Here is a 21,864-nt window from a genome sequence, read left to right as displayed (position 1 = left end):
TAGGATAAAATTTGTTAGGGAAAAATCTATAAAAAAAGTTCCTTGACAATGGTTTAAAACACTGGAAGGCAAGCTGAAGGTGCCGCAATAAGAGGAAGAAAAAAGGATTTTTATATTGCTACTTTTCCTACTTTTATCGACCAAATGCACAATTTTACAGATAAAACACACAAAAATTGATCGTTCACAACAATAATTGGTGTATCGCGCTGTAGGATTCTAATTTTAGAACCGCTTAGTTGAAAATAGATTAATGACCTCAAATCTTTTCATCAAACGATTGTCTTTTAATATTGGGGGCCTGACCCTGTTGCTTTTTTTGATAGCGGGATCACCGTTCAATAAGGTACATGCCCAAAAGAGTGTACGTGATAGTCTGTTGCATGAGGTTGAATCACTGAACATATCAAAACAAAGCAGTAAAAAAGACACCACCTACATCAACTTGGTGAACTCCCTTGCTTCAAGGTACCGGTATTATAAATCTGACAGTCTCTTACTGCTGTCAAAAAAGGCCTTGAAACTTAGTGAAGAAAAAAATTATGTAAAGGGCAAAATCATTGCCCTGCTGTCTATGGGCGCGTATTATTCGGACCAAGGAAACTGCAAAAAAGCGATAGCACACATAAAGAACGCCCTTGAAGTGGCCAAATCAAACAAAAACAATGAATTGACCATTAAGGCCCAAAACAATTTGGCCGGCGAATATGCCTATATGGGCGATAATGCAAAGGCGCTAAACCTCTACCTGTTGACCATTGAACTGGCCGAAAAAGAAGAGGATTTGGCCATGCTCTCAATCCTCAACGAGAACATTGCCAATCTATATGCCGCCCAAAACGATTATGACAGTGCCCTTGAATTTTATGAAAAAGTCAAGGATCTTAATGAACAAGTGGGCAAGCCCATACCTTCTGCAGAAACCATGAGCAACGTGGCCTCTGTGTATGCCGATATCGAAAAATTCGATTATGCCATGTTCAATATCAACCAGAGCATCAGCATTTTCGAAAAGCACGAGATACTTGATTGGTTGGCCTACGCGTACGAGGTTAAAGGAAAGATATACCTAAAACAAAAAAAGTATAAATGGGCCCTGTACTGGTACGACCATAGCCAGTTGCTTCACCAAAACCTCGATGACGAAAGGGCCAAAATTGACCTTTACAACGGCATCGCCCAAGCGCATTTGGGTATGGACAATGACGATGTCGCCAAAGAATATGCCGTACAGGCTTTTGACATAGCCACCAATATAAAATCTCTGGAAGGTCAAAAAGATTGTGCCAAAACCCTCTACGAGATACATAAAAAGTTGGGCGATTATGATGAGGCCCTAGGGTACCATGAAATCTACCAACAGCTCTCAAACGACCTTTCAAGAAGGGACAACAAGAAAAGTTTGGCCATGTTGAAGGTGAAACTTGACTATGAAAAGCAAAAACAATCACTGATCGATGAAAACAAGAGAAGCCTTGCGCGCCAGCGCAATTATACCATATTGGCCATTATTATCTTCTTGATATTGTTGAGCATTACCTTCTTGGTTTACCGAAACCAAGAGATCCAGAAAAAATTGAACATAGAACTGTACAACAAGACCGCTTCATTGGAGGAACGCGAATCAGAACTCAAGGCCATCAATGCCACAAAAGATAAACTGTTCAGTATTATAGGCCACGACTTACGGGGGCCCATTGGGGCACTTCAAAGTCTTTTAGACCTTTTTGCGAACGGAGACCTTACCAAAGATGAGTTTTTAACGCAAATGCCCAAACTAAAATCTGATGTTGACAGCATCTCGTTTACGTTGAACAACCTGCTTTCTTGGGGCCAGACGCAAATGAACGGTGCCGTTACCAAACCCAAGCGTATTTCATTGAACTCAATTGTAGAAGAAAATATCAACCTGCTCTCTAAACTGGCTGTCAAGAAATCCATACGATTAATTAATGAACTGCCTGAAAATGTATACGCATGGGCCGATAAGAACCAAATCGACATTGTGGTTCGAAACCTTATCAGCAATGCCCTTAAATTCACCCCCGAAAACGGCCTTATCAACATAAAGGCCGTTGAAAGAAAAAACAATTGGGAAATCACGGTACGTGATACCGGCGTGGGCATGGACCCAGAAACCCAAGACAAGATTTTTTGCGACAATACCAATTTTACCACCTACGGCACAAACAATGAAAAGGGAACCGGACTTGGCCTTTCTCTCTGTAAAGAAATGGTACAAAAAAACAAGGGTGAAATATGGGTCGAGAGCTATCTTAGAAAAGGATCTTGCTTCTATTTCACGGTTCCAAAAGCTGACAAGAAATATCGCAAGGCCAGTTAAATCAGGTCTTCAAGATGGTGAACACCGATATGCCGCTCAACGGTGAAACCCTCGGCATGTTCAACGCCTATCAGCCTACCCAGGTCACGCGCCCGATAAATCACGCTATCAATAAAATTTTTACTGCTAATAGGGGTTTCCGGCTCATCGCTTTCAGGGTCATAAAACTGCGATGCATAGGCCATAATGGCCTCTTTTTTCTTATCAATAAACCCCGATACATCGACCACAAAATCAGGCTCTAGGTTCTTCCATTGAATATAGTGGTACACCGCCTTTGGCCGCCATGGTTCTTGCCATTGCCCGTCTTCTTCCAGTTTGGTATCGATTTTCACAAGTCCGCTCAAAAAACAGGCATCACTCACCAATTTGCTGCCCCTGGCGTGATCGATGTGACGGTCTTCGACGGCGTTGCACAACACAATTTTGGGACGATACTTGCGAATGGTCTTGATCACCTCTATCTGATGTTTATGGTCGTTTACAAAAAAACCATCTGCAAATTCAAGGTTTTCGCGTACGGCAAGCCCTAAGATCTTGGCAGCCTTGTCTGCTTCCATATCCCTAATTTCGGGGGTGCCGCGTGTACCCAGTTCACCCCGTGTCAGATCAATGATGCCCACTTTTTTGCCATTGGCCACCTCTTTGGCAATGGTGGCTCCGGCGCCTAGCTCCGCATCATCAGGATGGGCGCCAAAAACTAAGATGTCCAATTCCATTTAGGTCAGTACTGTTTTGGATTTTATTTTTTCAAGTGCCTGCTCAATGTCTGCGATCAAATCGTCGGTTTCCTCTATGCCCACTGAAAACCGTATAAGCCCGTCTCCAATGCCCTGCTTCGCCCTATCTTCGGCACTCATCAATGCATGGGATGTCTTTACGGGAGATAGCATGGTGCTTTCCACTCCCGCCAAACTCATGGAAGGTTTTATCAACTTTAAGAATTTCATGAATTCTGAAGCATCCAGGCCGGCTTTCAATTCAAAAGAAAGCATTCCCCCAAAACCCTTCATTTGCTGCTTTGCAAGATCATGGTCTGCATGTGTGGGAAGCCCGGGATAATAAACTGCATCCACATCTTCGTTTTTATAAAGATACGCTGCCAAGGCCATGGCGTTACTGTTCTGTGCCCTCACCCTTATGCCCATTGTTTTGATGCTTCGTTCGAGCAGCCATACCGTGTATTCGCTCAAACTACCCCCGAAACAAATGGCCGATTGCCAAATCAGGTCGCGGTGTTCTTTTGAACAGGCTACGGCCCCAGCACAGACATCGGAATGACCGCCCATATATTTCGTGGCACTGTGTATGACCACATCAATGCCAAAATCAATGGGGTTTTGGTTCACAGGGCTTGCAAAGGTATTGTCGATCATAGAAACGGCGCCATGCTTTTTGGCCAACTGCGCCACCGCTTTCATATCCGTTATCGTAAGAAGCGGATTTGAAGGGGTCTCGATGTAAATGACCTTGGTATTGGGCCTCAACTCTTTCTCAAAATCACCGGCCTTCCATCCTTCCGTAAAGGAATAGGTAATTCCGTATTTCTCTAACTGGGTCACCACAAAATTATAGGTGCCGCCATATAGCGTCTGCTGCAGAACAATATGGTCGCCCGCTTGTAGAAAAGCCATTAGTGCCGTGCTAATGGCCGCCATGCCGCTACCAAAAACCAATGATGCCTCGGCGTGCTCAAGGGCCGCTATCTTCTCGCACAACGCCTCTTGGTTGGGTGTATTGAAGTATCTGGGATAACGTTTGACATCTACATCTTCAAAGGCGTACGAAGAGGTCATGTACAGGGGTGAAATGGCACCCTTAAACTGCTTGTCCTCGACTTCGCCAACATGGGTACATATGGTATTGACCCCCTTTTTCTGTCTGTTCATTGTTTCATGTTATGAACGCTAAAGTTAAAAATTAAAAGTGCCCTCTGCAATTGGGCAAAACATTTAGAAACCCTGACTACACCTGAACCTCTTTCCACCGGCCCTTTTTAAACCATAACATGGCCAAAACGGCCAATAACACCTCAGCGGTGGTGATGGCAATGAACACCCCTTTTGAACCCAATCCCAACACTATCGACAAGAGGTAAGCTACCGGTAGCTGAAAGACCCAAAACGATATAAAATTGATTTTGGTAGGAGTCTGCGTATCGCCAGATCCATTGAATGCTTGGGTCATTACCATGCCATAGGCATAGAAAATATACCCCGCAGCGATAATCTGTAGGCACAGAGCACCATTTTCCACCACACTCGGCGTGTCATTGAACATAGTGATGATCCGTTTGGCGAAAATCAGATATAGCACCGATACAAAGCCCATGAAATAGGCGTTGTACTTGCCCGTTTTCCAGACAGATTTTTCTGCACGCTCGGGCTGCTTGGCCCCCAAATTTTGTCCGACCAATGTTGCGGCGGCATTGCTCATGCCCCAAGAGGGCATCAGGGTAAACATCATTACCCGAATGGCAATGGTATACCCTGCCAAAACCTCGCTGCCAAACTCTGACATGATCCGCATCAAAAAGACCCAACTAGAGGTGCCGATCAAAAACTGGGCAATACCACCCATAGAAATCTTTATGAGGTTCACCATTACCTTGATGTTCAGCACAACATCCTGCAATACCAATTTGATTTTTCCCCATCCAAAGAAGAGGATGCCCAATTGAAACAGCACTGCTGTACCACGGCCTATATTGGTGGCCACTGCCGCACCCATGACCCCGTATTCGGGAAAAGGACCCCATCCGAAGATAAAAAAGGGGTCTAAGATGATATTGAGTCCGTTTGAGAGCACCAAGGTCCACATGGCTATGGACGCATCGCCCGCACCCCTGAAAATCGCATTGATCAAAAAGAGCAGCATTATCGTGATATTGCCACCGATCAGCCATTTGGTATACCCATAACCCTCAGAGATCAAATCGGGTTCGGCACCCATTAGGGCAAGTATTTCTTTGGCATATAGAAATCCTATGATCCCCACCACAATGGAAACAAAAATACCCAGTGCTATGGCCTGTACGGCAGCCTCCCGTGCGCCCTTGATATCTTTTTCGCCCACCCTACGGGCCACCACCGCCGTAGCTGCCATGCTCAGCCCAATGGCCACCGCATATACCAAGGTGATGACCGATTCGGTCAAACCGATGGTCGCCACGGCATTGACGCTTACCTGAGAGACATAGGCGATATCGACCAAGGCGAAAATTGATTCCATGAGCATTTCCAGAATCATGGGGATGGAGAGCATGAAGATCGCCTTGCGGATACTGCCTGTGGTAAACTCGGTTTCCTTGCCTCTAACGGCAATCCAGAAGTAGTTTAAAAACTGTTTTAGGGAGATTTTATTTGAAGTTGTCATTTTATCAAGAATTATGTTGCAAAAAGAAAAGGGATGTCAAAAACCGACCGGTTGGCCAGCTCACTTTATCGGCCTTCGGCCAAAGACATCCATAGTGTACATAATTCTTATAACTTCATGATGCCGTAAAGATGCGTTAAAATTTTGGAAATTGAAAATCAAACAACCCTATTTGACATATACCTTGCTATAGCGCCACCAACTGACACCCCCCAAAAGCAATACCCCAAACAGCGTGTACCAGACGAAAGTTGGGGTGATCACCTGATCCCCACTGGCATAGCTGTGCAAGCCTACCAAATAGAAATTGACCCCGAAGTAGGTCATCATAATACTGGAGAAGGCCAAGATACTGGCAAAGTTGAACGTCCATCGGCCCCGAAGGCCCGGTACTAAACGCATATGGAGAACAAAGGCATAAACCATGATCGAGATCAGCGCCCATGTTTCCTTTGGGTCCCAGCCCCAATAGCGCCCCCAACTCTCGTTGGCCCACTGGCCTCCCAAAAAGTTGCCGATCGTGAGCATTACCAGGCCAACCGTCAGTGACAGCTCGTTTATAATGGTCAGTTCTTTTAAGTTATGCTCCATCCGCTTTTTGTTCTTTTTGGTCGTCATGATGATCAAAACCAACGACACCACGCCCAGTATCATGCCCACCGTCAAGGGGCCATAACTGCCAACGATCACTGCCACGTGGATCATTAACCAATAACTGTCCAAGACCGGCACCAAATTGGCAATAGCGGGATCCACCCAGCTTTGGTGGGCGATCCACAAAAGCATAGAGGTCACAAAGGCACTGGCAGCAATGGTCATATCGCTTTTACGGGCAAACAACAATCCCATGCCCATGGTGGCCCATGAGACATATAAAATACTTTCATAGGCATCGCTCCAGGGTGCATGCCCCGAAATATACCATCGCAATATCAGCCCGGCCGTGTGCCAGAGAAAAAACAAAAAGATGAGTCCTTTGAAGAAATAGGTGCCCGCCTTTAATATTTCACGGTCTTTGAAAATTCGAAAAACCAAAATGAAAAACATCAAGACACCGACGAGTGCATAATATTTGTAGAGGCGGTTGAAAATGTCGAGTTTGTTATAGAGAATCTCGGTTTTCACCTTCTTCTCAGAGGGCAATACCTCAGAACCATGGTTCTTTTGGTTTTGATGAAAGGCCTGTAAAAGTTTATCTGGCTCTGAATAATCGCCCGTTTCGATGGCCTTTTGTAAGGTGGACAGGTAGAAAGGTACTGCATTTTTGATGAAATTGGCATAGAGCGAATCGGAAACCTGGTACTGGCCCGAACGATACTCGATGGCCGAAATCCATTTGTTGTTCTCATCGTTCAACAACGGAAATATCTTTAGAATCTCACCGCTCAGCGCCCGGTTCAGAAGACCCAATCGAAGGTCAAGGTCTTTAAAGTCTTGCTCGAACTTATTAGGGGTATTGGTGGCGTAGGCTTCCTGCAGATATGGCGCCATCTTATTTCGCCCTTGCTCATCGAAGAAGTCGGTTACCTTGACATACCTTTTTCCTTCGGGAATGCCGATGATCTTGCGGATGCTATCGTTCTGTCCCTTTTTGTCAAGTGCAATGAATTCCGTATTGAACCACACAGCTGGGTTCATCATCATCGACAGCAATACTTGATCGGCGTTCAAATCTTTATAGGTAGGTTTGAAGCTCAGCTTTCGCAACAGTTCGGAAGCAAAGGTATTAATGGGTTTCATACGCCCCCCATCATCTTGTATGACAAGCTCCCCGAACTTGGCCGCGTGTTCTTCAGACACCACGGTGGCCATAATGATGGAGTCTACCCGTTGCTGTGTGGGCAGGTTGTCGTGGCCATGGTCCTCTTGCGAAAAAGCCCCTATTGAGGCAAAAGCCAACAACACGGTCAATGTTGCCTTTTTAGACTTTAATTTTTCAAGTGCCTTGGTGAGTTCCCTAAAACGGGTCTTGCCAAAGAACATAATACCCATAAGTCCTGCATAGAGCAGAAAATATCCGATATACGTGATCCAAGTACCCCACTGGTCATGGTTTACGGACAGAACGGTGCCCTTTTCATCTGGATGAAAACTCGATTGGAAAAAGCGGTAGCCCCTATGGTCGAGCACATGGTTCATATAAATATCGTAATCAAAGGGCCGTTCGTCTTCAACGGTTACCTTGCTCATAAACGATGCGTAGCCCCTCTCGGTGCCTGGGTACTTTTCAGCAATGAAATCGTTGAGGCGCACACTGAATGGCAACTGGTATTCCTTTGAGCCATAGCGAAGTGAAAATTCCAGGCCGCCAACCGTGAACTTATCTGAAAAGTTGGAGGGGCCCTTACCGCCCAACAGTTTTTTCTCCACTGTTTCTCCGTTGCTTGAAACCGCGACTACCAGTGCATTTTGGGTGTTGTCGTCAATTTCTTCCTTGGGCACCTGTACAATGCCGTAAGACCCCTTGTTCAGTGGCTCGGGAATCACAAATTGCATTCCTCCAAGATTGTACAGGGATCGTAACTGCAGTGTTTGAAGGCTATCTGCCATAACCTCGCCTTGAAGCTGATCTGCCATACGCATAAAATTCCCTGCAAAGGGCGATTGTATCGTATAGGTGCTGTCAGTGGTAAAAATATTGACGGCCCCATTGGTTTTGTTGTTGAGCGCAAACAGAATGTTATGAATGCTCGCCACCTGCCCATCTTGTAGATAATGTTCGTGGCGCTGGCCATCGCCGGCCTCAACAATCTTGAGGAAGGCATCCCCGTTTTCATCGGGAATCAACCCCTCTTTGGCCCCTTCGATAAAATCAACATAAGCTATGGTAAAGGGCTGGCCATTGAAATCGGCTTTCCATGGCAAGCTGGTACGCCTGCCTTGCTCGGTTACCAAAATATCATCCTCCAACACCCTTCTTTTGATCTGCCCATCAATTTCACCATCAACAAAAGCGGTAAGAAAGGTCTTGTCTGAGTAAAAAATGTTTTCTGAATTGCCTTCGCGAATGGGCATGACCCCTTCAAAACTGATATAGCGGGTCACAAAAGCACCAATAATAATCAATATCCATGAAAGGTGTAAAAGAAGTACGGGCCATTTTTCCCAACGAAGCAACCGATAGCGGAAAATGTTGCCGATAAAGTTTATGACGAAGAAAACCATAATGGCCTCAAACCAAGTGGCATTATAGATATAAATCCTGGCGGTTTCGGTGCTGTACCAGCTCTCGATGAAGGTCCCAAGAGCCATGGCCACTGCAAAGAGTATGAACAAAACGGCCATCAATCGGGTAGAAAACAGGGTTTTCTTGAGAAATTCAAGCATATGAAGCCTTTCTTTGGCTTGCAAAATTACGGTGTTTTGGCGACTTTATGGAAACGGATGTACGATAAAAAGTTGAACAAAATTGTTAATTATTAGTAAAGGTCGTTCTCTACAAGTTCGTACTTTTGGGCATGCTTTCGGTTATAATAATCGGTTCGGGCAATGTGGCGTTCCACCTTTTTCAAGCATTCAACTGCGTAAAACATACTGAGGTGGTTCAAGTGGTGGCCCGCAATAAGGTTGCACTCGACCAATTTGCCCCAGAAACCGATAGGGCAACAGATTTTGGCACTATCAAAAATGCCGATGTCTATCTTTTGGCGGTCAGTGACTCGGCCATACGGGAATTGATCCCTTATTTGAAAACAAAACAAGGGGTGGTTGCCCATACATCGGGCAGCGTTCCCATGACCGTTTTGTCAGAAACGGAATCTTACGGGGTTTTCTATCCATTACAAACGTTTTCCAAAGAAAAACCGGTAAATCTCAGTGAGGTTCCCATATGTATCGAGGGCAACAACGCAACAACCCTTTCTGTGTTGGGGAAACTTGCGCAGAGTCTTTCAGGCAATGTTCATGAAATCACTTCCGAGCAGCGCCGTAAACTGCATCTGGCCGCTGTTTTTGCCAATAATTTTGCCAATCATCTGTTTGCCATCTCGGCGGCGATTTGCGAGGCCAGCCATGTACCGTTCGATTTATTGCGCCCCCTGATTGGCGAAACTGCCGATAAAGTACGACTTTTGCCCCCTGAAGAAGCACAAACAGGGCCTGCAACGCGAAATGACATCGAAACCATGCAACGCCATTTAGATGAACTTGCCGACCCCTTGCACAAAAAAATATATCAGCTTTTGAGCCAATCAATCAGACAGGTCCATGAAAAAAAATTATAAGGAATATTTAAAGGATATTACCACGTTTATTTTGGATGTAGATGGTGTTTTGACCGACGGTTCCGTTTTGGTGACCACTTCAGGGGAAATGCTGCGCAAGATGAACGTCAAAGATGGATATGCCCTTAAAACCGCTTTGATGAAGGGCTATAATGTCTGCGTTATTTCGGGGGGCAGCAACGAGGGTGTCCGTGACAGGCTTAAAGGTTTGGGGGTAACCGATATTTACTTGGGCGCACACCACAAACAGGAGCCACTTGGCGAATATTTGGACATTCACGGTATTGATCCGGGGAATGCACTTTACATGGGTGATGATGTCCCGGACATTCCCGCCATGAAAATGGTGGCCCTGGCCACTTGCCCACAGAACGCGGTGGCAGAGGTAAAGGCTATCTGTGACTATGTTTCCCATAAGAATGGCGGCGAAGGCTGTGTTCGCGATATTATCGAACAGGTCTTGAAGGTTCGTGGGGATTGGAACTCGAATTACAGTGCGGCCAATGATTGAAAATCCGCTTGCCAAAAAACTAAAGGACTATAACATCGTTCTCGGGTCGGGGTCGCCCCGACGCCAACAATTCTTTAAAGAGTTTGGGCTGCGGTTCGAGGTGCGGGTAAAGTCTATTGACGAATACTACCCCGAGCACTTAAAGGGTGCAGAAATCCCTGATTTTTTGGCAAAAGCAAAAGCCCACGCGCTTTTAGACACCCTGAGCGAAAAAGAAATCTTGGTTACCTCTGATACCGTGGTCTGGCACAAAGGCCGATCGCTCGAAAAAGCGGCCAACAAAAAGGAAGCCTTTGCGATGCTCAAAACTCTCTCAAATGATTGGCATGAGGTCATCACTTCGGTATGCTTCAGTACCATTGAAGAGCAGAAACTGGTGAACCATACCACCCATGTAAAACTGGCCAAGCTCGACGATGACGAAATAACCTACTACATCGAGTGCTTCAAACCCTTCGATAAGGCAGGTGCATACGGCATACAAGAGTGGATCGGGCTTATCGGAATTGAGGAAATAAAGGGTGCTTACACAAACGTTGTCGGATTGCCCACCCAATTGGTCTATAAAACGTTAACAGACATGGTTTCCTAGGACGTAATCCTTATTTTTAAGAAAAATTCCAGTCATGAAAAAATGGATACGCTTTGAGCTTTTTGTCGTTCTCTTCACCTTGATGACGGTGTGGTTTGAATCCTGTAAAGAAAAAACCGAAACTGGCTCAAAAGATTTGGCAAGCAATGCGGAAGAAGTTGACAGGCCAAGCGTGGAGATACCCAAAAAGCCCTTATCGGAAGCCTTTAAAAATTACTGGTACGACGGTGAGGCAGAAATTACCTCTTACCGTTTAGAGCAAGCGCGGTATGGGGAGCTTCGTAAGGGCACCGCGGTGCTCATTTTTGTGACCGAGCCCTTTTTGCCAGAGGTACAGGTAAAGGCCGACAAAAGCAGACCCGACAATGTGTCGGTGCTGAAGCTGAACGCGACAAAAAAATACTTGACGGGAATCTACCCCTACTCCATCATGAGCAGTACCTTTTACCCGGTCAGTGACAACCAACATGCCCTCAAAACAAGTTTTAGCGCCCAAGAATGGTGCGGGCACGTTTATTCGCAAATCAACAACCGGGCACAGTTCGAGGTTACCTCGCATAGTTATTTTGAGGGCGAGGCCGACCAAAACTTGAAGCTGCCAAAGGCCGTTCTGGAAAACGAGCTATGGAACAAGATCCGGATAGACCCTATGGGACTTCCCACAGGCGATATCAGGGTCATCCCCTCGCTCGAATATATCCGAATGGGACATAAGGAAATCAAAGCCTACGAGGCCCATGGCGAGTTGGTTGAAGAAAATGGCATGATGGCGTATTCATTGCATTATCCGAAACTTGAGCGTACGTTGACCATCCATTTCACCAGTGCGTTTCCACATACGATTGAAAGCTGGTCAGAAGAATTTAAAAGCGGTTTTGGGGCCAATGCCCAAATACTCATCTCAAAGGCCACAAAGATAAAGCAGTTGAAATCGCCCTATTGGCGGCAAAACTCAAATAAATATACCGTACTTCGCGATACACTAGGGCTTTAACCGACCATGAAAGAATTCTTTTTGCAACATCAAAGTGAGCTATTGGCCACCTTTATCTGTTTGGTGGCCTTTACCATTCTGCGATCACTATCTGTTAAGACCATCAAGAAAGTTGGTCGCATAAGCGACATCAACCACGTACGCACACGACTGGTCATCAAGTACGTCACCTTTGGGCTGTTTGTGGTATTGTTGGTACTCTTGATTCTGATATGGGGTGTCAACTTCAAAGAAGTCGGACTCTTGCTCTCTTCGGTTTTTGCTGTGATCGGGGTCGCCCTGTTTGCCACTTGGTCTATTCTGAGCAATATCACGGCAGGTATTATTCTGTTCTTTTATTTTCCCTTCAAGATTGGAGACCGCATACGCATACAAGACAAAGATTTCCCCGAAGAGGCCATTATTTTTGATATCAAGGCATTTCACATAAATCTTATAAAAGATAACGGCGAATTGTTGACGTACCCCAACAACCTATTATTGCAAAAAGGGGTGGTACTTATACAAAAACAGGTGGCCACCGAAGACGACCTCGAACAGATGTTCTGAGCTGTTAAAGAAGTTTTAAAAAAAAACTGCCAGGTGCCTAATCTTTCTATCTTTGAGCGACACCACTAAATGATTGACCATGCTTAGATTTCGGGTGATATGCTTTTTTGTAGCTACTTTTTCACTGTTGGTGAATGCCCAAAAACCCGAAAAGCCCACTTCTTCTGAAATTTTTCACGAACTACAGAAATTGAATTTTTTGGGAACGGCGCTCTATGTGGCCGCACACCCTGATGACGAAAATACCCGCCTCATTTCATATCTCTCCAACGAGGTCAAGGCCAGAACCGCCTACCTATCGGTTACCAGGGGTGACGGAGGGCAGAACCTTATCGGCCCTGAACTGCGCGAACTCTTAGGGGTACTTCGAACACAAGAACTTTTGGCCGCCCGCCGTATTGACGGAGGTGAGCAACGCTTTACTCGGGCCAATGATTTTGGCTATTCGAAACATCCTGATGAAACCTTGCGCATATGGGACAAGGAAATGGTGCTCGGAGATCTCGTTAAGACCATTCGGCAATTGAAGCCCGATGTGATCATCAACCGCTTCGACCATAGTACTCCGGGCAGAACACATGGGCACCATACCTCATCGGCCATGCTGAGCGTTGAGGCTTTTGATTTGGCCAATGACCCCAATGCCTATCCGCAGCAACTGAAAAAAACAGAGCCCTGGCAACCAAAGCGTATCTTTTTCAATACTTCATGGTGGTTTTATGGTAGCCAGGAAAATTTTCAAAAGGCCGACAAGTCGAACATGTTGAACTTGGATGTCGGGCTTTATTATCCTACCCTTGGGGTCTCGAACAACGAAATAGCCTCCCTTGCCAGCAGCCAGCACCTTTGCCAAGGTTTTGGCAGGATTTCGACCCGTGGCTCACAAGACGAGTATGTGGAGCTAATCAAGGGTTCATTGCCCGCAGACAAGACCAATCTCTTTGATGGCATTGACACTTCGTGGTCTCGGGTCAAGGGCGGTGAGGCCATTGGCGGCATTTTGTATGCAGTGGAAAAAAACTTTGATTTTAAGAACCCCAGTGTACATGTGCCCGATTTGATAAAGGCCTACACCCGTTTGCAAAAAATTGAAGACGACCACTGGCGAGAGGTCAAGAGTGCCCAACTGAAAGAAATCATCTTGGCCTGCGCGGGCCTATACCTCGAAACAAGTGCCACAAATGCTACCACATATCCCGGTGATTCTGTGACCGTTAATGTAGAGGTGCTCAACCGCAGTGATGTTGGTGTCACCTTAGAGACCCTTTCGGTTTCGGGCACAACAAGTCAGCTCTCACCCGGCATCCCATTGGCAAAAAACCAAAAACACAACCTTACACTAAAGTTCAAGGTGCCTGCCAATAAAGGGTACAGCAGTCCGTATTGGTTGCGTGAGCCTGGTACTATGGGCATGTATACGGTTTCTGAGGATAGTCTGATAGGCAAGCCGGAAACACCTGAAGCTTTCAAGACCCTTTTTGCGCTTAACTTCGATGGCAATAGGTTAACATTCGAAAAGCCCATTGTTTATCGCTATTCCAAACCAGACAAGGGCGAATTATACGAACCTTTTGCGGTTTTGCCCAAAGTAACGGCCTCATTCGAGGAAGATGTATTGATTTTTTCCGAGGCAAAACCCAAAACCGTCTCTGTTACGGTGCGTGCCGGCAAAGAAAATATATCGGGTACTGTAGCCCTTGATCATCCAGCGGGGTGGTCGGTTTCACCCCCAGAAGCCACTTTCGAGCTTTCCCAAAAAGGTGAGACACGTAGCATTGACTTCGTGGTAACACCTCCCAGTAATGACAGTGAGGGTACCATCAAACCAAAAATTACGGCCGAGGGAGCCGTATATGATAAAGAATTGGTTGAAATAGCGTACGACCATATTCCCAAACAATATGTACTGCTCCCGGCAAAGGCCAAGGTAGTGCGACTCAACATTTTGAAGACCGGCGAACATATTGGTTACATTGTCGGTGCTGGCGACAAGGTACCAGAAAGCCTTGAACAAATTGGATATCAGGTACACACGATCAACGTAGAGGATATCGGCAAAGAGGATTTGTCTAGATTTGACGGCATCGTGGTCGGCATTAGGGCCTACAACGTGGTGGATGATTTAAAGTTTAAGCAGCCGTATCTGTTAGATTATGTAAAAAACGGCGGCACCTTGATCGTACAATACAATACGGCCAACCGTTGGAGCTCACAATTTGAGAACATTGCCCCCTACCCCCTTAAAATATCACGAGATCGTGTTACAGATGAAACGGCCCCCGTGGAAATTTTGGCCAAAAACCACGCATTGGTCAATTTTCCGAATACCATCGACGAAAAAGATTTTGACGGATGGGTACAGGAACGTGGACTATATTTTCCCGATGAATGGGGCAAAGAATTTACACCCATTCTGTCAATGGCCGATAAAGGGGAAACGCCCAAAAAGGGAAGTCTTTTGGTTGCTCCATACGGTCAGGGCCACTACATCTATACGGGCCTGAGTTTTTTTAGGGAGTTGCCCGCTGGCGTACCTGGAGCTTTCAAATTATTTGCCAATATGCTTTCCATAGGAAAGGAAAACCTGCAATCAACAGATGAGATCAAAGGATAGACTGCTCACAAAATTTATCTGGAAATGGGAATATTCGCTCGTTCTTTTTTTGAATGCCCTCTACGTGGTGATTTTCTATTTGTTAATGAAGGGTAACATTTGATCTATGACGGTACTTGATTGGGTTGTTCTGGCAACCACACTTGTTTTTATCGCGGCCTATGGGGTATGGAGAACAAGGGGAAGCAAGAGTGTTGATGATTACGTGCGTGGTGGAAATAAGGCCCGCTGGTGGACCATTGGCCTATCGGTCATGGCCACACAGGCAAGTGCCATTACGTTTTTGTCCACTCCCGGGCAAGCCTTTCACGATGGTATGGGCTTTGTGCAGTTCTATTTTGGACTGCCCCTTGCCATGATTGTCATCTGTGCGGTATTTGTGCCGATTTACCACAAGCTCAAGGTTTTTACGGCCTATGAGCTTCTTGAAAAGCGGTTTGACCTCAAAACCAGAACACTGACGGCTATACTCTTTTTGATCCAAAGAGGGTTGGCAGCAGGCATCACCATATTTGCCCCCTCCATTATTCTATCGGCCGTGCTGGGTTGGGATCTTAGAACCCTCAACATCATCATTGGCATTCTCGTCATAATCTATACCGTATCTGGTGGTACCCGGGCCGTAAGCGTAACGCACAAGCAACAAATGTTCATTATCATGACGGGCATGTTCTTCGCCTTTTTCTTCATTTTGGGGTCTTTACCCGTTGATATTACCTTTGGTGAAGTGCTTAAAATTGCAGGGGCCAATGAAAAGCTGAACATTTTGAACTTTGATTTTGACACCCAAAACCGCTACACCTTTTGGAGCGGTATTACAGGTGGCTTCTTTTTGGCACTGGCCTATTTCGGTACCGACCAAAGCCAAGTACAGCGTTATTTGTCGGGCAAATCGGTGAAGGAGAGTCAATTGGGGCTAATTTTCAACGGTCTTCTAAAAATACCCATGCAGTTTTTTATATTGTTGGTGGGGGTCATGGTCTTTGTTTTCTATCAATACAATTCGTCTCCGCTCAACTTTAATCCCGCAGCGAATGAAGCGGTCTTGAATTCTGAATATGCTGAAGACTACAAACGCCTGCAGCAAGGCCATAAAGAGCTTGAGGTGCAAAAACGACTTGCCCAGAACGAATTTTCAGAGGCCTGGAACATGAAAGATTATAATGCCATTGAAGAGGCACGTATTAAAATGGTCGAGTTGAACAACCGTGAACGCAACAACCGTGATGTCGCACGCAACTTGATTGCCAAGGCTGACAGCGTGGTCGAGACCAATGACAAAGATTATGTCTTTATACACTTCATAATCCACAATCTACCCGTCGGACTTGTAGGTCTTCTTTTGGCCGTAATCCTGTCGGCAGCCATGTCGTCAACGGCTTCAGAACTGAACTCCTTGGGCACCATTACGGCCATTGACCTCTACAATCGCAATAAAAAAGGCGAAATGACCGACCAGCAATCTGTATCGGTCACCAAATGGTTCACACTGCTTTGGGGGGTCATCGCGATCATTATTGCCTGCGTGGCAGATCTATTCGACAACCTTATTCAATTGGTGAATATCATCGGATCTATTTTCTACGGAAATGTCTTGGGTATTTTTCTTTTGGCCTTCTTTTTCAAGTTTGTGAAGGGCAATGCCGTGTTCATTGCGGCCATTATAACCCAATTGATCGTTATCATAGGTTGGAGCCAAGATTGGATGTCATATCTGTGGCTAAATGCCTTTGGCTGCGCCTTGGTCATTTCAATCGCCTTTATCATCGAAAGTTTTGACCGTTTGCTGCGAAACCCTCCCATAGAAGCATAAAAAAACCCGGCAGTATAAGTGCCGGGTCTCTTTTAACGTTTCTGGGTCTATAAAGCGCCCCACTCTTTCAATGAATCTTTGTTCAATTTTACATAGTCGGCATTTTTGGCCGCTTCGGCAGAGGCCAGAGACCTTTTGGCGGCCTCAATGGCACCCTGCTTGTCTCCCAACTTGGCATAGATCAATGATTGCTTTCTCATGACCCAAAAGGCTCTTCCTTCTTTATCCATGGCAACAGCCTTATCGATCCACTCTTTGGCTTTTTCAAGGTCTTTTCCTTCATCATAGTAATATGAAGCGGCCGCATAATAATCATTTGCCGATGGGCCAGACATGACAGTCTCTATGCTTTTTACAGTCTTTTCTTGGGTTGGTACCGTGAAGGGCACCCCTACATAGACATTTTCCCAAAGCATGCCCAAGGTGGCCCCATTGTTATGGAGGTCATTGACTGTAATGGTAAATGTTTCAATGGGCATGGGCATTTCTTGTACCTGGGCCTTCGTCATCAGGGCCACTTTTGAGTCATCCCATTTTTGTGGTGTGCCCCAGTTGTTGGTATCCGAATAAAAAATGACCTCCCAAACGGCCTCGCCCGGCTTGGTGAAAATGGCATACGAGCCGGCTTTCAGTTCTTTGCCGTCAATGGTAACATTGTCACTGAACGTAACAGTGGTGTTCTTGTTGGCGCCTGTTCTCCATAATTTGTCATACGGTACAAGGTTACCGAAAATGGTTCTACCCTTCATTGAAGGTCGTGAGTACTCAACGGTCACGTTTGTCAAGCCCACGGTCTGCTCCATTTTTGCAGACGGACTCGGTTGTGGTGTCTGAATAAGTTGGGCGGAAAGCGTCATCGACAACAGCCCCACAAATGCAAACAAGACTAATCTCTTCATTTTGATAGTGTTTTTAAATTGTTAGTACAGCAAAGCTAACCAATATTGACATGGCATATTTGTTAAAATAAGCTTAAAGTATATCTGTAAAAGGCCATGCCTAGTACTTGAAAAAGGGCTTGGAAAGCGTTTTTCCCCTCAAGAAAAATGTGAAGTAATATACGGATGGTCCCAAGGTGGATAAGTCTATTGTGTCGTTTCGTAATTCTTCAAGTGGCACAAACTGTACTTGTCGGCCACTGGCATCAAAAATACCCATGCCAAATATGGCCCGGTTGGTATTCAATCGATAATTTAACATATTGGATTCAAAAGGCTTGTAAAGAAGTAATTGGTCATTGTCATTGGCCATCTTAGGAGGATTTTGCGGTTCTTCCTCCTCCTCAACGGGAACCTCATCGGTATCCAATGAAAACCGGAACAGTCTGGATGCTGAACTAATGGGCGGATTCGAATTATTAAACTGTTCTGAAGTGGCGTAAAACAACGAATCCACTTTTTCAATGGCCTCTATCTGGGCAAAACCCACATTAAGATTTGTTTTCTTTACCTCGCCTGAAAAAATATCCTGCTCCCCAACCCCATCAAAAAACATAAAGAAAGGTGCCAAAAATTGGTTGTAGCCCACCAAATAGAGTTCATTGGATTGCGGGTCAAAGGTTGCCCCGGTCACCAGGCCGTTTACCGGATAGCTACCCAAACGCTCTGCTAAAAAGGCCCCGGGAAATTTGGGAATTCGATACGCAACGGCACCTTGCGCCTGCCACTGTTTTGTAAGGATCACCAAATCTTCGCCCAACACAAAAAGGGCTTCTGCATCCCAATCGCTGTTGGGCGTAGTGGTAAAATCTTCTTGGTCTTCATAAAAAAAATCAATCCGTTCTGCGACCACGGTATCCGAGGTGTAGTAGTCTTGTTTGGCTATTTTGAGGACGGCGAGGTTCTGCCGATCGCCATTGTTGTTGCCAATATCGCCCACATAAATATATGCATCGTCTTGAGCGATATCTTCCCAATCAACATTGGTCGCGTTTTCAATGGTAACCGTTCGGGTAATTTCTAAACTGACGGTATCCAACTCATACAATTGGGCCAAATTGCCCGAATCGTTATGGGTTATCAGTTTACCGTCGTAATAAATCAACCCAGATGTTTCAAAAATCTGTTGAGGCAAATCGCCAACCACCTGAATGTCGCCTTGCGCCCACGAAAACGCAGAACCAAGAAATATGACAATGTAAACCAGTGTTCTCATGACCAATTTTACTGCTGAAAGATACAAACAAGCGGCATAGCCACCTTAGCAATCCGCTGAATATTCAAGATTTACGGTGAACGATGATGTCTGCTCCGCATTTTATTAATTGTTTAACTATTTAATATTTTTATTAAACAAAATGCTCGCTATTTTTGTTAAAACTTAAAAATGAAGCTATACCGTCTTTGGGCCAAACAAGCCCTCCCCATCTCGAAGTCTGAAGCATGGGAGTTTCTATCAGACCCTAGAAACTTACAGGTAATTACGCCAGACCATATGGGTTTTCAAATTTTGTCCGGGGCCGACAGGCCCATGTACCAAGGCCAGATCATCCAATATGTCGTAAAGCCTTTTAAGGGCTATTCAACCAAATGGGTCACCGAAATCACCCATGTGAAAGAAGGGGAATATTTTGTTGACGAGCAGCGGTTTGGCCCCTATGACCTATGGCACCACAAACATTTTCTTAGGGAAATTGAGGGCGGTGTTGAAATGGAAGACCTCATTGACTACAAAATACCTTTCGGAATCATTGGACAATGGGTACAGCCATGGCTGGTAAAAAAGCAATTGAATGAAATTTTTCAATACCGACTAGAAAAATTGATTGAACTTTTTGGTGCCTTCGAAGGATATAAAAGTGAATTTGAACTAACATAAAGATGAAAAAAAATATAGTGTTGATAGGTGGCTCGCATGGCATTGGCCTGGAAATGGCCAATAAACTTTCGCAAAATCACAATGTATGCGTCGCCTCTAGAACCAAGGAAGGGCTGGATGGTTCAAATACTACCCACATACCCTTTGATGCCACCCGTGACGAACTGGACAGCGACCAAATACCTGAAAAAATCCACGGTTTTGCCTATTGTCCGGGTACGATCAATTTAAAGCCTTTGAAAATGTTATCCATGGAAACTTTCAAAGAAGACATGGATATCAACTTCTTTTCAATGGTAAAGGTCGTAAAGACCATCATGCCCAAAATGGCCGAACATTCGAGTATGGTCTTTTTCAGTACCGTTGCCGTCGGGGTGGGAATGCCTTTTCATACAAGTGTCGCCGCCGCCAAGGGAGCTATTGAGGGTTTTGCAAAAGCTTTGGCCGCTGAATATGCCCCAAAGGTCAGGGTTAATTGTATTGCCCCCTCGTTGGTCGATACCCCATTGGCAAGTCGCTTGCTCAACAACGACAAAAAGAAAGAGACCATGTCTGAGAGACATCCTTTGAAAAGGGTGGGCAAACCCGGGGATATCGCAGAAACCGCGGTATTTTTACTAAATGGCGGCAGTAGTTGGATTACCGGCCAAATATTGGGTGTCGATGGGGGCATTTCAACTTTGAACATAAATTGATGAGCGATAAGATCAATGTTTTTTGGTTTCGAAGGGACTTAAGACTACATGACAATGTGGGGCTCTACCAAGCTTTGACCAGTAGGCGGCCCGTGATGCCCATCTTCATATTTGATACAGAAATTTTGGATTTCCTGCCAGAAGACGATGCCCGGGTCACCTTTATATTTGAGACCTTGCAAAAGATGCGCTCTGAGCTACAAGACAGGGTGCAAAGCAGTTTGGCCATCTATCAGGGCAAGCCCGATGCAGTATTTTCTAGATTGATTGAAGAATACGATGTTGACACAGTGTTCACCAACCACGATTATGAACCCTATGCCAAAAAGCGTGATGCTGCCATAAAACAACTGCTTGAAGAAAAAGGGGGCTCTTTCAAAACCTTTAAAGATCAGGTTATTTTTGAAAAGGACGAAGTACTGAAAAGTGATGGCGACCCCTACGTAGTGTACACCCCTTACAAAAATAAGTGGAAAGAGGTGTTTGACCCCGACAAACACCTGAGAGAACATGCCATCGAACCACTTTTTAAAAACTTTGTGGAACATAGCCGTCTGCCAAATCTTTCGTTAAGTGATTTGGGCTTTAAAACTTCCGGAATAAAAGTTCCCGACTACAACGTATCGTCTGAGCTTATCGCCAATTATGAAGATACCAGAAACTACCCAGCCAAGCAAAACGGCACCTCTCGCCTAGGGCCCCATTTACGTTTCGGAACGGTATCCATCAGAAAGATGGTCAAGAAGGCCATTGCCGAAAAAAAAGAAGTGTTCTGGAGCGAACTCATTTGGCGCGAATTTTTTATGCAGATCCTTTGGCACTATCCAAAAACTGTCGACAAAGCCTTCAAACCAAAATACGACCGCATCGAATGGCGCAACAACCAAGAAGAGTTTGAACGCTGGAAAGAGGGCAAAACCGGTTTTGCATTGGTAGATGCAGGTATGCGGCAACTGAACAATACAGGTTACATGCACAACCGGGTGCGCATGTTGGTGGCCAGTTTTCTATGCAAACACCTTTTGATAGACTGGCGATGGGGCGAGGCGTATTTTGCCGAGAAACTGTTGGATTATGAAATGGCCAGCAACGTGGGCAACTGGCAATGGGCCGCCGGCAGTGGCGTAGATGCCGCACCTTACTTTCGTATTTTTAACCCGATGACCCAAGTAGAAAAATTTGACAAAAACAAAAAATACATTCAAGAATGGGTGCCCGAATATGGTACCAGTGCATATCCTTCCAAGATGGTCGACCATAAAGAAGCACGTGAACGCTGTCTTCAAACCTATAAGAAGGCGCTGTTATAAGTAGCAATTTTAATTGCAAATATTAAC

The 21,864-nt window shown here is 45.4% G+C and carries 17 protein-coding genes; 11 read left to right on the top strand and 6 right to left on the bottom strand.

The features are described 5' to 3' along the window. Positions 1–253 precede the first annotated feature (253 nt). Positions 254–2,344 (top strand): tetratricopeptide repeat-containing sensor histidine kinase, encoded by a 2,091-nt coding sequence (locus VC82_RS12915; protein WP_045802738.1) that lies wholly within the window; start codon positions 254–256, stop codon positions 2,342–2,344. Here VC82_RS12915 and bshB1 read toward each other — a convergent pair. The 4 genes from bshB1 to VC82_RS12895 all read right to left on the bottom strand — a co-directional run bounded on the left by bshB1 (position 2,341) and on the right by VC82_RS12895 (position 9,046). Further along, positions 2,341–3,063: a bacillithiol biosynthesis deacetylase BshB1 gene (gene bshB1 / locus VC82_RS12910; RefSeq protein ID WP_045802737.1), complete on the bottom strand. Its 723-nt coding sequence runs from the start codon at positions 3,061–3,063 to the stop codon at positions 2,341–2,343. The genes VC82_RS12915 and bshB1 overlap by 4 nt on opposite strands. Further along, a complete protein-coding gene (locus VC82_RS12905; protein WP_045802736.1) occupies positions 3,064–4,233 on the bottom strand; it encodes a trans-sulfuration enzyme family protein in 1,170 nt (389 codons plus the stop codon). A 76-nt stretch (positions 4,234–4,309) separates the two neighbouring features. Continuing rightward, the gene (locus VC82_RS12900) at positions 4,310–5,719 is read right to left on the bottom strand and encodes an MATE family efflux transporter (RefSeq protein ID WP_045802735.1); all 1,410 of its coding nucleotides are present in this window, start codon (positions 5,717–5,719) and stop codon (positions 4,310–4,312) included. Between the two features lie 168 nt (positions 5,720–5,887). Then, positions 5,888–9,046: a cytochrome c biogenesis protein CcsA gene (locus tag VC82_RS12895; RefSeq protein ID WP_045802734.1), complete on the bottom strand. Its 3,159-nt coding sequence runs from the start codon at positions 9,044–9,046 to the stop codon at positions 5,888–5,890. Between the two features lie 131 nt (positions 9,047–9,177). Here VC82_RS12895 and VC82_RS12890 point away from each other — a divergent pair, with 131 nt between their 5' ends. From VC82_RS12890 to VC82_RS12860, 7 genes are all read left to right on the top strand, one after another. Beyond that, entirely contained in the window at positions 9,178–9,942 is a 765-nt protein-coding gene (locus VC82_RS12890) for a Rossmann-like and DUF2520 domain-containing protein (RefSeq protein ID WP_045802733.1), read from the top strand. Further along, entirely contained in the window at positions 9,926–10,453 is a 528-nt protein-coding gene (locus tag VC82_RS12885) for a KdsC family phosphatase (protein ID WP_045802732.1), read from the top strand. The genes VC82_RS12890 and VC82_RS12885 overlap by 17 nt, the downstream gene beginning before the upstream one ends. Then, the gene (locus tag VC82_RS12880; RefSeq protein WP_045802731.1) at positions 10,446–11,045 is read left to right on the top strand and encodes a Maf family nucleotide pyrophosphatase; all 600 of its coding nucleotides are present in this window, start codon (positions 10,446–10,448) and stop codon (positions 11,043–11,045) included. Before VC82_RS12885 ends, VC82_RS12880 begins: the two co-directional genes overlap by 8 nt. A gap of 34 nt (positions 11,046–11,079) precedes the next feature. Continuing rightward, entirely contained in the window at positions 11,080–12,039 is a 960-nt protein-coding gene (locus tag VC82_RS12875; protein ID WP_045802730.1) for a hypothetical protein, read from the top strand. A gap of 6 nt (positions 12,040–12,045) precedes the next feature. Then, a complete protein-coding gene (locus VC82_RS12870) occupies positions 12,046–12,588 on the top strand; it encodes a mechanosensitive ion channel domain-containing protein (RefSeq protein WP_045802729.1) in 543 nt (180 codons plus the stop codon). A 79-nt stretch (positions 12,589–12,667) separates the two neighbouring features. Further along, positions 12,668–15,202, top strand: a complete 2,535-nt coding sequence (locus VC82_RS12865; protein WP_045802728.1) for a PIG-L family deacetylase — start codon at positions 12,668–12,670, stop codon at positions 15,200–15,202. A 106-nt stretch (positions 15,203–15,308) separates the two neighbouring features. Further along, positions 15,309–17,015, top strand: a complete 1,707-nt coding sequence (locus VC82_RS12860) for a sodium:solute symporter family protein (RefSeq protein WP_045802727.1) — start codon at positions 15,309–15,311, stop codon at positions 17,013–17,015. Between the two features lie 47 nt (positions 17,016–17,062). On the opposite strand, the gene VC82_RS12855 is transcribed toward VC82_RS12860, so the two are convergent. Continuing rightward, on the bottom strand, positions 17,063–17,914 hold the full coding sequence (locus VC82_RS12855; RefSeq protein WP_045802726.1) for a DUF2911 domain-containing protein: 852 nt from the start codon (positions 17,912–17,914) through the stop codon (positions 17,063–17,065). A gap of 100 nt (positions 17,915–18,014) precedes the next feature. After that, a complete protein-coding gene (locus tag VC82_RS15315; RefSeq protein WP_052699027.1) occupies positions 18,015–19,169 on the bottom strand; it encodes a hypothetical protein in 1,155 nt (384 codons plus the stop codon). 171 nt (positions 19,170–19,340) lie between these two features. Between VC82_RS15315 and VC82_RS12845 the strand changes: the two genes are divergently transcribed. Genes VC82_RS12845 through VC82_RS12835 form a run of 3 tightly spaced genes read left to right on the top strand, consistent with a single transcriptional unit; the run spans position 19,341 to position 21,837 of the window. Next, positions 19,341–19,832 (top strand): SRPBCC family protein, encoded by a 492-nt coding sequence (locus VC82_RS12845; RefSeq protein ID WP_045802725.1) that lies wholly within the window; start codon positions 19,341–19,343, stop codon positions 19,830–19,832. A 2-nt stretch (positions 19,833–19,834) separates the two neighbouring features. Beyond that, a complete protein-coding gene (locus VC82_RS12840; protein ID WP_045802724.1) occupies positions 19,835–20,527 on the top strand; it encodes an SDR family NAD(P)-dependent oxidoreductase in 693 nt (230 codons plus the stop codon). Then, positions 20,527–21,837 (top strand): cryptochrome/photolyase family protein, encoded by a 1,311-nt coding sequence (locus tag VC82_RS12835; RefSeq protein ID WP_045802723.1) that lies wholly within the window; start codon positions 20,527–20,529, stop codon positions 21,835–21,837. The genes VC82_RS12840 and VC82_RS12835 overlap by 1 nt, the downstream gene beginning before the upstream one ends. Positions 21,838–21,864 lie beyond the last annotated feature (27 nt).

The organism is Flagellimonas lutaonensis (assembly GCF_000963865.1).
In the GTDB taxonomy this organism is placed as follows: Bacteria; Bacteroidota; Bacteroidia; order Flavobacteriales; family Flavobacteriaceae; genus Flagellimonas_A; species Flagellimonas_A lutaonensis.
This window is presented reverse-complemented; position numbering and strand designations above follow the sequence as displayed.

Excerpts from the sequence above, each read along its gene's own strand:
- VC82_RS12865 (WP_045802728.1), top strand. The coding sequence starts at position 12,668 with ATGCTTAGATTTCGGGTGATATGCTTTTTTGTAGCTACTTTTTCACTG.
- VC82_RS12835 (WP_045802723.1), top strand. The coding sequence starts at position 20,527 with ATGAGCGATAAGATCAATGTTTTTTGGTTTCGAAGGGACTTAAGACTA.
- VC82_RS12875 (WP_045802730.1), top strand. The coding sequence starts at position 11,080 with ATGAAAAAATGGATACGCTTTGAGCTTTTTGTCGTTCTCTTCACCTTG.
- VC82_RS12840 (WP_045802724.1), top strand. The coding sequence starts at position 19,835 with ATGAAAAAAAATATAGTGTTGATAGGTGGCTCGCATGGCATTGGCCTG.
- VC82_RS12915 (WP_045802738.1), top strand. The coding sequence starts at position 254 with ATGACCTCAAATCTTTTCATCAAACGATTGTCTTTTAATATTGGGGGC.
- VC82_RS12845 (WP_045802725.1), top strand. The coding sequence starts at position 19,341 with ATGAAGCTATACCGTCTTTGGGCCAAACAAGCCCTCCCCATCTCGAAG.
- VC82_RS12860 (WP_045802727.1), top strand. The coding sequence starts at position 15,309 with ATGACGGTACTTGATTGGGTTGTTCTGGCAACCACACTTGTTTTTATC.
- VC82_RS12890 (WP_045802733.1), top strand. The coding sequence starts at position 9,178 with ATGCTTTCGGTTATAATAATCGGTTCGGGCAATGTGGCGTTCCACCTT.
- VC82_RS12880 (WP_045802731.1), top strand. The coding sequence starts at position 10,446 with ATGATTGAAAATCCGCTTGCCAAAAAACTAAAGGACTATAACATCGTT.
- VC82_RS12855 (WP_045802726.1), bottom strand. The coding sequence starts at position 17,914 with ATGAAGAGATTAGTCTTGTTTGCATTTGTGGGGCTGTTGTCGATGACG.
- bshB1 (WP_045802737.1), bottom strand. The coding sequence starts at position 3,063 with ATGGAATTGGACATCTTAGTTTTTGGCGCCCATCCTGATGATGCGGAG.
- VC82_RS12895 (WP_045802734.1), bottom strand. The coding sequence starts at position 9,046 with ATGCTTGAATTTCTCAAGAAAACCCTGTTTTCTACCCGATTGATGGCC.
- VC82_RS12905 (WP_045802736.1), bottom strand. The coding sequence starts at position 4,233 with ATGAACAGACAGAAAAAGGGGGTCAATACCATATGTACCCATGTTGGC.
- VC82_RS12870 (WP_045802729.1), top strand. The coding sequence starts at position 12,046 with ATGAAAGAATTCTTTTTGCAACATCAAAGTGAGCTATTGGCCACCTTT.
- VC82_RS12900 (WP_045802735.1), bottom strand. The coding sequence starts at position 5,719 with ATGACAACTTCAAATAAAATCTCCCTAAAACAGTTTTTAAACTACTTC.
- VC82_RS12885 (WP_045802732.1), top strand. The coding sequence starts at position 9,926 with ATGAAAAAAAATTATAAGGAATATTTAAAGGATATTACCACGTTTATT.
- VC82_RS15315 (WP_052699027.1), bottom strand. The coding sequence starts at position 19,169 with ATGAGAACACTGGTTTACATTGTCATATTTCTTGGTTCTGCGTTTTCG.